This window comes from Pseudomonas sp. H2_A10 (assembly GCF_054680085.1).
Genome location: NZ_CP162821.1, coordinates 3038097 through 3052477, shown reverse-complemented (window position 1 = coordinate 3052477; position 14381 = coordinate 3038097). Strand labels below are relative to the sequence as shown.

Genomic DNA, 14381 nt, shown 5'->3' with positions numbered 1-14381 from the left:
GGCCATGTACAAGATCTTGATTGCCGACGATCACCCGCTGTTTCGCGAGGCGATCCACAACGTCATCAGCGACGGCTTCCCCGGCAGCGAGGTGATGGAAACCGCCGACCTGGACAGCGCGCTTGCCCTGACCCAGGAACACGATGACCTCGATTTGATCCTGCTGGACCTGAACATGCCCGGCATGCACGGCCTCAACGGTTTGATCAACCTGCGCAACGAGGCACCGACCATCCCGGTGGTGATCGTCTCGGCCGAGCAGGACAAGCAGATCGTGCTGCAAGCCATCACCTATGGCGCGGTGGGCTTTATCACCAAGTCCTCGCCACGCCTGCAAATGACCGAGGCGATCCAGCAGATTCTCAACGGCAATGTGTACTTGCCGCCCGACATCATCCGCACCCAGAAAACCGGCACCCACAGGCGCCTCAACGAAAACCCGGGCTTCGCCCCCGAGCTATTGCAGGCCCTCACGCGCAAGCAGTTGCTGGTGCTCGAACGCATGACCAAGGGCGAGTCGAACAAACAGATCGCGTACACCCTGGAAATTGCCGAAACCACGGTAAAGGCCCATGTATCGGCGATCTTGCGCAAGCTGAATGTGCATAACCGCGTGCAGGCGATATTGAGTGCCGGAGATATCGATTTCGGCTCCTACCTGCGCCGCTGAGCCCACAGCAACCACACAGCCCCCTCCCACACTGGTTTTGTGTTTGTCAGGGACGGCCGAGCAGGTGGCTCATGGCGGTTTTGAGCTTCATCGGCCGCACCGGCTTGTGCATCAAGGTGTGCCCCAACTCGCGGATCTGCTGTTTGAGCTCGTTGCTGTAGTTGGCGGTGATCATCATCGCCGGGATCGCGCTGGCGCGCCGGGCGTTGATGCGGGCCACGGCGTCGACGCCGTTCTGGTCGTCATCGAGGTGGTAATCGGCAATCAGCAAATCCGCCTCGGCATGGTAGTTGTCCACCTGTCGCGCCAGGTCTTCTTCGGATAACGCCGTCACGACCTGGCAGCCCCAACCTTCGAGCAAGGTGCGCATGCCTGCGCAGATCGCCGCGTCGTTATCCAGCACCCACACCCGGGCGCCCTGCAAGCGCTCCAGCAACGCCTCGCTCATGCACGGCAGGGGCAATGACTTGGGCGCGGTGGCGCTCAACGGCACCTCCACTGCAAACATCGAGCCCTTGCCCGGCCAGGATTTGACTGTGATGCGGTGCCCCAGAATGCCGGCAATTTTTTCCACAATCGCCAGCCCCAGGCCCAAGCCGCGATCCTGGTCCGGGCGCTGCACATCGCCGCGCTTGAACTCCTGGAAAATCTCCTCCAGCCGCTCCTCGGCAATGCCCATGCCGCTGTCCCACACCTGGATCGACAAGCGCTGATGCTGGCGCCGACACCCCAGCACAATGCGCCCTTGATAGGTGTAGCGAATCGCGTTGCTCAGCAGGTTGCGCAGGATCCGCGCCAATAGCTGGATGTCGCTGCGCACCAGCGCGGAACAGCCGATGAAGTGCAGCTCCAGCCCTTCGCTGCGGGCCAATTCGGTGTACTCGACGGCCAGGTTATCGAGCAATTCGCTCAAGGCGAACGGCGCGATATCGGCCTTGATCACCCCGGCGTCCAGCTTGGAAATATCCACCAGGGTGCCCAGCAGGTTTTCCACGTCTTCCAGGGAATTGCTCACGTTGCGCACCAGTTTTTCACTCGGGCGCTCCAACAAGGCGCTGGTGAACAGCCGTGCGGCGTTGAGCGGTTGCAGCAGGTCGTGGCTGACGGCCGCGAGGAACTTGGTTTTTGACAGGTTGGCCTGTTCAGCCTCCAGCTTGGCCTCGCGCAGGCGGCTTTCCATACGCCGGCGCTCGTCGATTTCCTTGAGCAATTGGTCATTGAGCGCCGTGAGTTCCGAGGTGCGCTGGGCGACGCGCTGTTCCAGGTGCTGATAGGCCTGATGCAGCGCTTCAGCGGTGCGGCGGCGTTCGGTGATGTCGCGGATCAACACAAAGATCCCCACCACTTCGCCACTGGCCAGCATGTTCGGCACGTAGGAGCGCAGCATGTAGCGTTCCTGGTTATTGATATTGGTCTCGGCGAATTCGAAGGTCACGCTCTCCCCGGCCAGGGCGCGGGCGACGTAGGCGTCCAGGCGCTGGCAGTGCTGTTCGCTGTGCACTTCGCGCAGGCTCTGGCCGAGCATCATGCCGCGCGGCCAGCAGTACCATTCTTCGTAGACTTTATTGGTGAACTCATAGACCAGGTCGGCATTCAGGTAGCCGATCAGCGCCGGTACGTTATCGGTGATCAGGCGAATCCAGCGCTCGCTTTCCTGGGCTTTCTGCGCCGCCACTTGTTCGCCGCGCAGGGTTTCGGCGCGCAGCCGGGCGTTGATCAGCAGGTGGTTGCTGGCCTTGAGTTCGGCCATCGCCTGGTTCAGCGCATCGGTACGTTCGCGCACTTGCTCGGCCAGCACCACCGAATGCTGGAAGGTGGTGTACGGGTTATTGCCCTGGCTCATGCCGGACTCGATGCGTTCGATCAGCGCGGCGTTGATCCGGGCCAGCTTGTGGTTGTCCTGTTGCAGCTGGGCAACCTGGGCGAGCAGTTCAGCGCCGGCCTCTGGCAATGGCGACCCCGGTGAAGGTCTGGTTGATATGCATGCCATTGAACTGTTCTCCGTAGGTGTTGAAGCCCATCACCCGTTTGGCTTGCAGGAAACTGCCGATCTGTTCCAGGTTGCCGGCGTCTTCCAATTCCAGGCGGCGCAGGAAGCAGTCGCAGCCGATGGTCAGCAAGAGTTCGCCGAGGCGCGACTGCAGGCCGTCGAACAGGCTGTCCAGGTTGGGCAGGATCGGGCCGGGCTTCATCACGGTCAGCACGATGCCGTTTTCCACGGCGCAGTAGAAACTCAAGCTGAGGTCTTCATGCACCTGCTGGATGGCGCGCACGTAGTACTGGTCATGGATGCGCACCGCCAGCGGGTGAGCGGCAAAGACCCGATGGTCGAGGTCGGCCACCGCCACGCCGATATGCCGCGCGTATTCTTCGGCGGCGGGTTCGGCGTTGAGCTCGTAGACCCGGCGCGAGGGGCTGTCGGCACCGGTCACCACCAGTTTTTCGGCACGCGGCAGGATGTGGTGGGTGGTGAACACTTCGAAATCCAGCCAGGTATTGACCAGCACCACCACCGCCGCGCCGCTGTGAAAGGCGCCGTTGAAGTAGACGTGGGTGTGGGTGAGGAAGTTGTCGTCGCCAGCCGAGCCGCCAAAGTGCGGGATATCGCCAAGGGCGGCGCTGAGGGCGGCGAGCACCATCTCTTCGCGGCTGGACAGGCCATCGAGCAGGGTCAGGGCAAACGTGTTGCCTTTGATGGGGGCCAGGGTATTGCTGCGGCAGCCGCCGACCAGCCGTTCGACCATGTGCTGGGCGTCGATCAGGCTGAAGTGCTCGACCTGGTCGATCAGCTCGGTGGCGATGGAAAAATGCGCGTGGTTGAAACCCATCGCGGTAATGCAATTGCGGCCGTAGCCTTGGGGCGTGATCTCGCCGGCGCTGGTGCAACCCACCACGCGCACATTGCCGAAACACTGCTGCAAGGCCTGGCCCAACGCCTGCAAATCGTAGGAAGCCGAACAGAAAAACAGCACAAACCCCAGGTAGGGGTGCAGCAGTTGGCGGGCCAACTCCTCAGCCGCCTGCCCCGCGTCGGTGGCCTGGGACATGGCGCTGACTACGCCTTCACTGTTATGCATCGTTGGTTCCCCCTCTGAGGCATGAGTGTACAAAGGGCTGGGGGGCGGGACCTATGCTACTTGTGTACTGGGTAGGGGGATGCGATGGGATGACTCTCTCAAGACTGATGGAGATCAAAATGTGGGAGGGGCAAGTCGAATCGTCGCACCGCCCCTCCCACAGTTAACCGCATTACCAAGTCAAGACAGCACCAACGGCGAAGGTATCGGTGTCTTCATTCTGGGCGCTGGTGTCATGCCCCTTGATCTGGAACTGGTTGTACTCGGCCACCAGCTTCAGGTTGTCGTTCACGTCATGAAACAGCGCAACCCCGCGCGTCTCATAATCCGCGCCACTGCCCACCACGCCGTTGCCGTCATCCTTTGTTTTACCGTAGGACAGCGCCAGGCGGTTCTTGCCCAGTTTGTACGAGCCCTGCACCAGGTAGCCGTTGCTGTCCACATTACGCAGGGTGGCTTCCCCGGCATTGTTGGTGAAGAACGGGTTGATGCCCTTGGCCTGGAAGCCGGAACCGGTCAGCGACAAGCCGCCCATTTTGGCTTGCACGCCATAACCCAGGCCCTTGGAGGTGACCGAGGCCACGGAGGAGTCGGTGTTATCGGAGGTCTGGTAGCTGCCGTTGAGCCAACTGTAGATCTTCGCCCCGCCCAGGTCGAACTGGTAGGTGACCTCGCTTTCGGTGCGCGGGTTCTCCTGGTAGGCCTTGCCCACGGCGCTGCTGTCGTTGGTGTCGACCGGGTCCATGATGCCGACGGCCACGCGCAGGCCGTCCATCACCGGAGTGCGATAGGTGATCTGCGAGGTGGGGAACGGGTACGGGTAACCGCTGCCGATATTGCCGAACGACACTCCGCCGCCGTCCACCAGGCCGAGGCTGTCGCTGACCTGGCCGTAACCGGCGAGCAGTTCATCGAGCAGGATGTTGGAGCGGGCGAACAGGCCGAAGTCCTTGCCGATCAGCACTTCGCCCCACTCGGGGTTGGCCACGGTGCCGTAGAACTGGCGCACGTCGATGGCGGTGTCGGTGCCGTTGGTTTCGCTGTCGTTGATGGTGACCCAGAACGAGGCGCGGGCGCCGAGCTTGAGGTCGTCGACCTGCTTGCTCATGTTGAAGCCCAGGTAGTTGGGCAGAAAGCCCATCTTCACGCGGGATTGACGGCGGTCGTACTGGTCGCCGGCGCGGTCCACATCGCTGTTGACGTAGAAAGCGTTGATGTAGCCGTCGGTGGAAAAGGTGGTTTCGTCCTTGTCGTACAGCATGATTTCGGCGCCAGCCCACGGGCTGAGGCTCAGGCCGACGATAAACGCAGGTAACAGACGCAGGGGGACATTTTTATTGTTATGCATAACGCGCTCCGCAACGGGGACTTGATGTCGGAGGCGATTATCGAAAGGCGCCAGGCCACGGACTACGCTGCCTTGGCCGTGGTTTGAAGGTGCTTTGGGCGGGCAGCGGGTGCCCGGCAATTCTGGCGTAAGACGGGCCCGCTCGCAGGCCCGGCACTTAATGCGTAAGACCGGCCTTGGCCAACATGCCCACGGCAACCAGTACACAGAGGCCGGCAAACCCCACCTGCAAGGCACGCGCGGGGATCACCGAACACAGGCGTCGGCCGACCAGCATGCCGACGATGCTGGCGCCGATGAACATCCACCCGACCGGTTCGATGCGCACGCCGGCATGCAACGCCCCCGCCACGCCGATCAGCGAAATCAGGCTGATGACCATCAGCGACGTGGCGACGATGCCGCGCATCTGTACATCGGTGAGCTGCTTGAACGCTGGCACGATCAGAAAACCGCCGCCCACGCCAAGCAAACCGGACACCGCGCCGGTCACGGCGCCGAGCGCAGCCAGGGTGGCGCTGCATTTGGCGGTCCAGGCCAGGCGCCCGGTCTGCTGGTTGAGCATGCAGTTCTTCTGGCCCCAGGACGCGGCGCCATGGTCGCTCGGCCCGGCGTCGACTTTTTCCCGCTGCAACATGCGCCAGGCCACCAGCACCATCAGCGCACTGAACAGGCCCATCAGCAACGGCTCCGGCAGTTGATGGGCGACAAACACTCCCAACGGCGAAAACAGTGCGCCGAGCAAGGCGATCAGCAGCGCGGCGCGGTAACGCACCAGGCCGTGGCGCAAGCCATCAATCGCACCGACGGCCGCCGCCGCGCCCACCGCCAGCAACGACACCGGCGCGGCCTGGGTCATGCTCAAGCCCAGGCCCAGCACCAACGCCGGCACGCCGAGGATGCCGCCACCCGCGCCGGTAAGGCCCATGACCAGGCCCATCAACAACCCCAACACACTGGCCAGCAGCATTCAGTCCACCTTGCTCAAGCGGGTCAGCCACTCGCGCCCCTTGAGCATGCCGTTCCAGTAGAACCACGGCAGCAGCGTGGCCTTGAGGAACCACATCGAACGCCGCGCCTTGGTAGCGTCGAGGGGGAACGTCGGCAGCAGTTTGCCGCCGTAGCCGAACTCGGCCAGTACCACCTTGCCCTTCTCTACCGTCAGCGGGCAGGAACCGTAGCCGTCGTACTTGAGCGGCAGCGGCGCCTGCTTGCGCAGGGCCAGCAGGTTTTCGGCAACCACTACGATCTGTTTGCGCACGGCGGCGGCGGTCTTGGCATTGGTGGTGCCGCACACATCGCCCAGGCCGAAAATGTGCGGGTAGCGCAGGTGTTGCAAGCTGTGGGGGTTCACTTCGCACCAGCCGGCAGCATCGGCCAGTGGGCTGTGGCGGATAAAGTCCGGGGAGACCTGCGGGGGAACAACGTGCAACAGGTCGAAGGATTTTTCCTCGACGGTGACATTGCCCTCGGCGTCCTTCACTTCAAACCAGGCCTTGCGTGCCGGGCCGTCGACCTTTACCAGGTTGGCATTGAAGGCCAGGCGCGCGTTGTATTTTGCTACGTAGTTCATCAGCGGCGGCACAAAGGTCGCCACGCCGAACAACGCTGCGCCAGCCAGGTTGAATTCCACGTCGATGTGCTTGAGGTTGCCCTGCTTGAGCCAATGGTCGCAAGACAGGTACATGGCCTTTTGCGGCGCACCGGCGCATTTGATCGGCATCGCCGGCTGGGTAAAGATCGCCTTGCCGCCCTTGAGCTGCCGCACCAATTGCCAGGTGTAGGCCGCGTGTTCGTAGCGGTAGTTGGAGGTGACGCCGTGCTGGCCCAGGGTGTTTTCCAGGCCTTCGATTTTTTCCCAGGCCAGGCGCAGGCCGGGGCAGACGATCAGGTTGTTCCAGGTGACGCGCTGGCCGCTGTCGAGTACCAGGGTGTGTTCGTCCGGCAGCAGCTCAGTGACGGCCGCCTGCACCCAGGTGACACCGTTGGGCAGCACGTCCGCCAGGGGGCGACGGGTCTTTTTAATGTCGTAGACGCCACCGCCGACCAGGGTCCAGGCCGGTTGGTAACAGTGATGATCGCTGGGTTCGACAAGGGTGATATTCAGGTGCGGGTCGCGCTTGAGCAGGCTGGCCAGCAGGCCGATGCCTGCCGAACCGCCGCCGATGACGACGATATCGCCACTGATGGTTGGGCCCCAGTGTTGGTCGGTCATGGTCTATTGCCTTTTATCGTCAATGCACACAAGGGTCGCTGCCGTATGGCGTCACGCCCAACTTTTTATCACCGCGCCGCAGTACAGGCCGGACAGGGTCTTCATCACTTGAATCACTTCGTGGCTGGCCAACCCGTAGAAGATGTATTTGCCTTCCCGACGGGTGGCGACCAACCCTTCATCACGCAAGATGCCCAACTGCTGTGACAGCGTGGGCTGGCGCACGCCGGTCATGGTTTCCAACTCACCGACGTTGCGCTCGCCCTGGGTGAGTTGGCACAGGATCAACAAGCGATCCTCATTGGCCAGGGCCTTGAGCAAGGCACAGGCCTTGGACGCCGATGCGCGCAACTGGGCAACTTCGCCTTCACTCAGAGTAGATTCCATTTGCCTCGGGTCCTTTGCGTCACTTAAGCTCGAAACATTATGTGTAAATGTAAAGTGATTGTAATCACTTTTTTCAGCAGCAGGGGTAGCCGTCATGTCAGCGTTGATTCATTCCTTTTTGGACGAGGCGTCGTCGACCTACACCTACGTCGTCTATGCAGCGGACGGCGGCCCCTGCGCCATTGTCGACTCGGTGCTCAACTACGACCCGGCATCCGGGCGCACCGACACGCGCCAGGTCGACAAGGTCATCGCCTTTGTCCGCGAGCACGGTTTGCAGGTGCAGTGGCTGCTGGAGACCCACGCCCATGCTGACCATCTGTCGGCCGCGCCGTATCTGCGCCGCACGCTGGGCGGCAAGATCGCCATTGGCCAGTGCATCAGCCAGGTACAGGACGTGTTCAAGCACCTGTTCAACCTGGAGCCTGAATTTCGCGCCGATGGCTCGCAGTTCGATCATTTGTTCGCGCCGGATGAAATCTTTCATATCGGCGCGATAAAAGCCCAGGCGCTGCATGTACCGGGGCATACCCCGGCAGACATGGCCTACCTGATCGACGACCGCTTGATCCTGGTGGGTGACACGCTGTTCATGCCCGACGTGGGCACCGCCCGCTGCGACTTCCCCGGCGGCGATGCGCGGCAGTTGTATGCGTCGATGCGCAGGTTGCTGGCCTTCCCACCGCACACCCAACTGTACGTATGCCATGACTACCCGCCTGAAGGTCGCGAAGCCAAATGCCTGACCACCGTGGCCGAGCAGCGCGCGGGGAATATCCATGTGCATGACGGCGTGGATGAGGCGGCGTTCGTGGCGATGCGCACCCAGCGCGATGCCGGGTTGGGCATGCCGACATTACTGCTGCCGGCGATCCAGGTGAATGTGCGGGCGGGGAATATGCCGCCGGCGGAAGAGAACGGCGTGACCTACCTGAAGATCCCACTCAACCAACTATGAAATGCGATTAAACAATGTGGGGGGACCCCCTCCCACATTCTGTCCTGTGTTAATTCAAGAACCGAGGCTGATGCCATTCGCCGGCAGCGGCAACGCGGTTTTGTAGCGTACTTGCTTGAGCGCAAAGCTCGAGCGGATGTTGGCGACACCCGGCACCTTGGTCAAAAAATCCATCATGAAGCGCTCCAGCGACTGGATCGTCGGCACCAGCACCCGGATCAGGTAATCCGGGTCGCCGGCCATCAGGTAGCACTCCATCACCTCGGGTCGGTCCGAGATCGCCCCTTCGAACTGCTGCAGTGCCAGCTCGTTCTGCTTTTCCAGGCTCACGTGGATAAACACGTTGACGTGCAGCCCCAGCAGGTCGGCGTCGAGCAAGGTTACCTGCTCGCGAATCAAGCCGAGTTCTTCCATTGCCTTCACCCGGTTAAAGCACGGCGTGGGCGACAGGTTGACCGAGCGGGCCAGGTCGGCGTTGGTGATCCGTGCATTCTCCTGCAGGGCGTTGAGAATGCCGATATCGGTACGGTCCAGTTTGCGCATGAGACAAAATCACCTGTTTATTATGTTTATGCAGTTTTTTTATCCGCAAATGAGCCCCAGCGCAACGAAACACAGATAAATATTCTTCTGCGCCCCGCCTATGATTGTTGTAGGACAAGATTTCTTCTACCCGAAGACTGACTGTCAGCTAGCGCGCCCACTACAAGAAATTCACAAGATCGAGCGTAGAAGCCATGAACCAGCCGTATGCACCATTGCGCCTGCACGTTCCCGAACCCTCGGGCCGACCAGGCTGCAAGACCGACTTTACCTACCTGCGCCTGACCGACGCGGGCCTGGTGCGCAAACCCGCCATCGACGTAGAACCCGCCGACACCGCCGACCTGGCCAAGGGCCTGATCCGTGTACTCGACGACCAGGGCCAGGCCCTGGGCCCGTGGGCCGAAGGCGTTCCCGCCGACATCCTGCGCAAGGGCATGCGCGCCATGCTCAAGACGCGCATCTTCGACAACCGCATGGTGGTCGCCCAGCGTCAGAAAAAAATGTCGTTCTACATGCAAAGCCTTGGCGAAGAAGCCATCGGCAGCGCCCAGGCCCTGGCCTTGAACATCGACGACATGTGCTTCCCCACCTACCGCCAGCAAAGCATCCTGATGGCCCGAGAAGTGCCGCTGGTGGACCTGATCTGCCAGTTGCTGTCCAACGAGCGCGACCCGCTCAAGGGCCGCCAGTTGCCGATCATGTATTCGGTGAAGGACGCGGGGTTTTTCACCATTTCCGGCAACCTCGCCACTCAATTCGTACAGGGCGTGGGCTGGGGCATGGCCTCGGCGATCAAGGGCGACACCAAGATCGCCTCGGCCTGGATCGGCGACGGCGCCACCGCCGAATCCGACTTCCACACCGCCCTCACCTTTGCCCACGTGTACCGGGCGCCGGTGATTCTCAACGTGGTCAACAACCAATGGGCGATCTCCACCTTCCAGGCCATCGCCGGCGGTGAAGCCACCACCTTCGCCGGACGCGGCGTCGGTTGCGGCATCGCCTCGCTGCGCGTGGACGGCAACGACTTTATCGCCGTATACGCCGCCTCCGCCTGGGCCGCCGAACGTGCGCGCCGCAACCTCGGCCCCACCCTGATCGAATGGGTCACCTACCGCGCCGGCCCGCATTCCACGTCCGATGACCCGTCCAAATATCGCCCCGCCGACGACTGGAGCCACTTCCCGCTGGGCGACCCGATTGCGCGCCTCAAGCAGCACTTGATCAAGATTGGCCAGTGGTCCGAAGAGGAACACGCGGCGGTCAGTGCCGAACTGGAAGCCGAAGTGATCGCCGCGCAAAAACAAGCCGAACAATACGGCACTCTCGCCGGCGGCCAGATTCCAAGCGCCGCGACCATGTTCGAGGACGTTTACAAAGAGATGCCGGAGCACTTGAAGCGCCAGCGTCAAGAGTTGGGGGTCTGACATGAACGATCACAACAACAGCATTGAAGTGGAAACCGCCATGACCACTACCACCATGACCATGATCCAGGCGCTGCGCTCGGCCATGGACGTGATGCTCGAACGCGACGACAACGTGGTGGTGTTCGGCCAGGACGTCGGTTATTTCGGCGGCGTATTCCGCTGCACCGAAGGCTTGCAGACCAAGTACGGCAGCTCGCGGGTATTCGACGCACCGATTTCCGAGAGCGGCATCATCGGCGTGGCCGTGGGCATGGGCGCCTACGGCCTGCGACCGGTCGCGGAAATCCAGTTTGCCGACTACGTCTACCCCGCCACCGACCAGATCATCTCCGAAGCCGCGCGCCTGCGTTATCGCTCGGCCGGCCAGTTCACCGCGCCGCTGACCATGCGCATGCCCTGCGGCGGCGGCATCTATGGCGGGCAGACCCACAGCCAGAGTATCGAAGCGGTGTTTACCCAGGTCTGCGGCCTGCGCACGGTGATGCCGTCCAACCCTTATGACGCCAAGGGTTTGCTGATCGCATCCATCGAAAACGATGACCCGGTGATCTTCCTGGAGCCCAAGCGCCTGTACAACGGCCCGTTCGACGGCCATCACGACCGCCCGGTAACGCCGTGGTCGAAACACCCCCAAGCGCAAGTGCCGGACGGTTACTACACCGTGCCGCTGGACGTGGCCGCCATCGTGCGTCCGGGTTCGGCCGTGACGGTGCTGACCTACGGCACCACGGTGTATGTGTCGCAAGTCGCCGCCGAGGAAACCGGCATCGACGCCGAAGTCATCGACCTGCGCAGCCTGTGGCCGCTGGACCTGGAGACCATCGTCAAGTCAGTCAAAAAGACCGGCCGCTGCGTGGTGGTGCACGAAGCTACCCGCACCTGCGGCTTTGGCGCCGAGCTGGTGTCGCTGGTGCAGGAGCATTGCTTCCACCACCTGGAAGCCCCGATCGAACGCGTCACCGGCTGGGACACGCCCTACCCGCACGCGCAGGAATGGGCGTATTTCCCAGGGCCGTCCCGAGTGGGCGCGGCGTTGAAACGGGTCATGGAGGTCTGAATGGGCACGCACGTTATCAAGATGCCGGACATCGGCGAAGGCATCGCGGAAGTTGAATTGTCGCAGTGGCATGTGAAGGTCGGCGACCTGGTCGTCGAAGACCAGGTGCTGGCGGATGTAATGACCGACAAGGCGATGGTGGACATCCCCTCGCCGGTGCACGGCAAGGTGATTTCCCTCGGCGGCGAGCCGGGCGAGGTCATGGCCGTGGGCAGTATTTTGATCAGCATTGAAGTGGAAGGCGCTGGTAACGCCAAGGACGCGCCGACAGTGGCTGAGCCGCCGAAGGCAGCGCCTGTGCCTGAAGCCAGGCCGGCACCGGTCGAAAGCAAACCAGCGCCGGTCGCGGTGACCGCTCAGGCGCCAGCGGCCCGTGCAGCCGATGAACGTCCGCTGGCCTCTCCGGCGGTGCGCAAACATGCGCTGGACGCGGGCATTCAACTGCGCCTGGTGCAAGGCACCGGCCCGGCGGGCCGGGTTCTGCATGAAGACCTCGAGGCGTACCTGCAACAAGGCTCGTCCAGGCCATCAACAGCGGCCAACCCCTACGCCGAACGCAACGACGAACAACAGATCCCGGTGATCGGCATGCGCCGCAAGATCGCCCAGCGCATGCAGGACGCCACCCGGCGGGCCGCGCATTTCAGCTATGTGGAAGAGATCGACGTCACCGCGCTGGACGAGTTGCGTGTACACCTCAACGAAAAACACGGCACTACGCGCGGCAAGCTGACCCTGCTGCCGTTCATCGTGCGCGCCATGGTCGTGGCGTTGCGCGACTTCCCGCAGATCAACGCGCGTTACGACGACGAAGCCCAGATCATCACCCGCCTCGGCGCGGTGCATGTGGGCGTCGCCACCCAGAGCGATGTGGGCCTGATGGTACCGGTGGTGCGTCACGCCGAGGCGCGCAGCCTGTGGGGCAATGCCGAGGAAATCGCACGCCTGGCCACGGCCGCGCGCAACGGCAAGGCCAGTCGTGACGAGCTGTCGGGCTCGAGCATTACCTTGACGAGCCTCGGCGCCCTGGGCGGTATCGTCAGCACGCCGGTGCTGAACCTGCCGGAAGTGGCGATTGTCGGGGTTAACCGCATCGTTGAGCGGCCCATGGTGATCAAGGGCCAGATCGTGGTGCGCAAGATGATGAACCTCTCCAGCTCGTTCGATCACCGCGTGGTCGACGGCATGGACGCGGCGCAATTCATCCAGGCCATTCGCGGCCTGCTCGAACAACCCGCCAGCCTGTTCCTGGAGTAAGGGCATGACCCAGACATTGCAAACAACGCTGCTGATTATCGGCGGCGGCCCCGGCGGTTATGTGGCGGCGATCCGCGCAGGCCAGCTGGGCATCCCGACCGTTCTGGTGGAAGGCCAGGCGCTGGGCGGCACCTGCCTGAACATCGGCTGCATTCCGTCCAAGGCCTTGATCCACGTGGCCGAGCAGTTCCAGCAGAGCGTGCACCACAGCCAGGGCTCGCCGCTGGGTATCGAAGTGGATGTACCGACCCTGGACATCCGCAAGAGCGTGGAATGGAAGGACGGCATCGTCGACCGCCTGACCACCGGCGTCGCCGCGCTGCTCAAGAAGCACAAAGTGCAGGTGATCCACGGCTGGGCCAAGGTGGTCGACGGCAAGACCGTCGATGTCGGCGACCAGCGTATCCAGTGCGAACACCTGCTGCTGGCCACCGGCTCGACCAGCGTCAACCTGCCGATGCTGCCGATTGGCGGGCCGATCATCTCGTCCACCGAAGCCCTGGCGCCGACTCGCGTGCCCAAGCGCCTGATCGTGGTGGGCGGCGGGTATATCGGCCTGGAGCTGGGGATTGCCTACCGCAAACTCGGCGCCGAGGTCAGTGTGGTCGAGGCGCAGGATCGCATCCTGCCGGCCTACGACGCCGAACTGACGCAGCCGGTCGGCGAATCCCTCAAGCAACTGGGCGTCAAGCTGTACCTCAAGCACAGCGTCATCGGCTTTGCCGACCACTGCCTGCAAGTGCGTGACCCGAATGGCGACACCTTGTCGCTGGAAACGGATCAAGTGCTGGTGGCCGTTGGTCGCAAACCCAACACCCAGGGCTGGAACCTCGAAGCGCTGAACCTGGACATGCACGGCGCGGCGATCAAGATCGACAGCCGTTGCCAGACCAGCATGCGCAATGTGTATGCCATTGGCGACCTGAGCGGCGAGCCGATGCTGGCGCACCGGGCCATGGCCCAGGGTGAAATGGTGGCCGAACTGATCAGCGGTCAACACCGCGAATTCAACCCGGCGGCCATCCCGGCGGTGTGCTTTACCGACCCGGAACTGGTGGTGGTCGGCAAGACCCCGGACGAGGCCAAGGCGGCCGGCCTGGACTGCATCGTGTCGAGCTTTCCGTTCGCCGCCAATGGCCGGGCCATGACCCTGGAGTCGAAAACCGGCTTCGTGCGGGTAGTGGCGCGACGTGACAACCACCTGATCGTCGGCTGGCAAGCGGTGGGCGTGGGCGTGTCGGAACTGTCCACCGCGTTTGGCCTGAGCCTGGAAATGGGTTCGCGCCTGGAAGACGTGGCCGGCACCATCCATGCCCATCCAACCTTGGGTGAGGCGGTACAGGAAGCTGCGCTGCGGGCATTGGGGCACGCGTTGCACCTTTGAAGGGGGTGCTAAGGCACCGGCTAATGCAGTATTGTTGCGCCCATTCAGAAAA

The 14381-nt window shown here is 62.6% G+C and carries 13 protein-coding genes; 6 read left to right on the top strand and 7 right to left on the bottom strand.

Annotated elements, in window-relative coordinates:
* Positions 1-4: 4 nt before the first annotated feature.
* Complete coding sequence (locus AB4O23_RS14240; protein ID WP_017527045.1) at positions 5-670, top strand: response regulator transcription factor; 666 nt, start codon at positions 5-7, stop codon at positions 668-670.
* Between the two features lie 46 nt (positions 671-716).
* Here the strand turns inward: AB4O23_RS14240 and AB4O23_RS14235 are convergent, their stop codons facing one another.
* The 6 genes from AB4O23_RS14235 to AB4O23_RS14210 all read right to left on the bottom strand — a co-directional run bounded on the left by AB4O23_RS14235 (position 717) and on the right by AB4O23_RS14210 (position 7697).
* Complete coding sequence (locus tag AB4O23_RS14235) at positions 717-2660, bottom strand: PAS domain-containing hybrid sensor histidine kinase/response regulator (RefSeq protein ID WP_017527044.1); 1944 nt, start codon at positions 2658-2660, stop codon at positions 717-719.
* Positions 2602-3747 carry a nitric oxide-sensing protein NosP gene (gene nosP, locus AB4O23_RS14230; protein WP_116077787.1) on the bottom strand — a complete coding sequence of 382 codons (1146 nt, stop codon included), beginning with the start codon at positions 3745-3747 and terminating at the stop codon, positions 2602-2604. The genes AB4O23_RS14235 and nosP overlap by 59 nt, the downstream gene beginning before the upstream one ends.
* 172 nt (positions 3748-3919) lie before the next feature.
* Positions 3920-5095, bottom strand: a complete 1176-nt coding sequence (locus tag AB4O23_RS14225) for a porin (RefSeq protein ID WP_065877554.1) — start codon at positions 5093-5095, stop codon at positions 3920-3922.
* 157 nt (positions 5096-5252) lie between these two features.
* Positions 5253-6065, bottom strand: a complete 813-nt coding sequence (locus AB4O23_RS14220; protein WP_017527040.1) for a sulfite exporter TauE/SafE family protein — start codon at positions 6063-6065, stop codon at positions 5253-5255.
* Positions 6066-7310 (bottom strand): NAD(P)/FAD-dependent oxidoreductase, encoded by a 1245-nt coding sequence (locus AB4O23_RS14215; RefSeq protein ID WP_065877556.1) that lies wholly within the window; start codon positions 7308-7310, stop codon positions 6066-6068.
* Between the two features lie 51 nt (positions 7311-7361).
* Positions 7362-7697, bottom strand: coding sequence for an ArsR/SmtB family transcription factor (locus tag AB4O23_RS14210; protein WP_017527038.1), 336 nt, complete (start codon positions 7695-7697; stop codon positions 7362-7364).
* Positions 7698-7791: 94 nt separating this feature from the next.
* On the opposite strand from AB4O23_RS14210, the gene AB4O23_RS14205 reads away from it, so the two are divergent.
* Positions 7792-8655 carry an MBL fold metallo-hydrolase gene (locus tag AB4O23_RS14205; RefSeq protein ID WP_460147119.1) on the top strand — a complete coding sequence of 288 codons (864 nt, stop codon included), beginning with the start codon at positions 7792-7794 and terminating at the stop codon, positions 8653-8655.
* 54 nt (positions 8656-8709) lie between these two features.
* Here the strand turns inward: AB4O23_RS14205 and bkdR are convergent, their stop codons facing one another.
* Positions 8710-9198, bottom strand: a complete 489-nt coding sequence (bkdR, locus tag AB4O23_RS14200; RefSeq protein WP_003174877.1) for a Bkd operon transcriptional regulator BkdR — start codon at positions 9196-9198, stop codon at positions 8710-8712.
* 194 nt (positions 9199-9392) lie between these two features.
* On the opposite strand from bkdR, the gene AB4O23_RS14195 reads away from it, so the two are divergent.
* The 4 genes from AB4O23_RS14195 to lpdA are packed head-to-tail and all read left to right on the top strand — an operon-like array spanning position 9393 to position 14329.
* A complete protein-coding gene (locus AB4O23_RS14195) occupies positions 9393-10628 on the top strand; it encodes a 3-methyl-2-oxobutanoate dehydrogenase (2-methylpropanoyl-transferring) subunit alpha (protein WP_017527036.1) in 1236 nt (411 codons plus the stop codon).
* 1 nt (position 10629) lies between these two features.
* The gene (locus AB4O23_RS14190; RefSeq protein ID WP_016978112.1) at positions 10630-11688 is read left to right on the top strand and encodes an alpha-ketoacid dehydrogenase subunit beta; all 1059 of its coding nucleotides are present in this window, start codon (positions 10630-10632) and stop codon (positions 11686-11688) included.
* Positions 11689-12945: a dihydrolipoamide acetyltransferase family protein gene (locus AB4O23_RS14185; protein ID WP_065877558.1), complete on the top strand. Its 1257-nt coding sequence runs from the start codon at positions 11689-11691 to the stop codon at positions 12943-12945.
* 4 nt (positions 12946-12949) lie between these two features.
* Positions 12950-14329 (top strand): dihydrolipoyl dehydrogenase, encoded by a 1380-nt coding sequence (gene lpdA, locus AB4O23_RS14180; protein WP_068937417.1) that lies wholly within the window; start codon positions 12950-12952, stop codon positions 14327-14329.
* Positions 14330-14381 lie beyond the last annotated feature (52 nt).

Excerpts from the sequence above, each read along its gene's own strand:
- AB4O23_RS14195 (WP_017527036.1), top strand. The coding sequence starts at position 9,393 with ATGAACCAGCCGTATGCACCATTGCGCCTGCACGTTCCCGAACCCTCG.
- AB4O23_RS14225 (WP_065877554.1), bottom strand. The coding sequence starts at position 5,095 with ATGCATAACAATAAAAATGTCCCCCTGCGTCTGTTACCTGCGTTTATC.
- AB4O23_RS14240 (WP_017527045.1), top strand. The coding sequence starts at position 5 with ATGTACAAGATCTTGATTGCCGACGATCACCCGCTGTTTCGCGAGGCG.
- AB4O23_RS14220 (WP_017527040.1), bottom strand. The coding sequence starts at position 6,065 with ATGCTGCTGGCCAGTGTGTTGGGGTTGTTGATGGGCCTGGTCATGGGC.
- bkdR (WP_003174877.1), bottom strand. The coding sequence starts at position 9,198 with ATGCGCAAACTGGACCGTACCGATATCGGCATTCTCAACGCCCTGCAG.
- AB4O23_RS14210 (WP_017527038.1), bottom strand. The coding sequence starts at position 7,697 with ATGGAATCTACTCTGAGTGAAGGCGAAGTTGCCCAGTTGCGCGCATCG.
- AB4O23_RS14215 (WP_065877556.1), bottom strand. The coding sequence starts at position 7,310 with ATGACCGACCAACACTGGGGCCCAACCATCAGTGGCGATATCGTCGTC.
- nosP (WP_116077787.1), bottom strand. The coding sequence starts at position 3,747 with ATGCATAACAGTGAAGGCGTAGTCAGCGCCATGTCCCAGGCCACCGAC.
- AB4O23_RS14205 (WP_460147119.1), top strand. The coding sequence starts at position 7,792 with ATGTCAGCGTTGATTCATTCCTTTTTGGACGAGGCGTCGTCGACCTAC.
- AB4O23_RS14235 (WP_017527044.1), bottom strand. The coding sequence starts at position 2,660 with ATGGCATGCATATCAACCAGACCTTCACCGGGGTCGCCATTGCCAGAG.
- AB4O23_RS14185 (WP_065877558.1), top strand. The coding sequence starts at position 11,689 with ATGGGCACGCACGTTATCAAGATGCCGGACATCGGCGAAGGCATCGCG.
- lpdA (WP_068937417.1), top strand. The coding sequence starts at position 12,950 with ATGACCCAGACATTGCAAACAACGCTGCTGATTATCGGCGGCGGCCCC.
- AB4O23_RS14190 (WP_016978112.1), top strand. The coding sequence starts at position 10,630 with ATGAACGATCACAACAACAGCATTGAAGTGGAAACCGCCATGACCACT.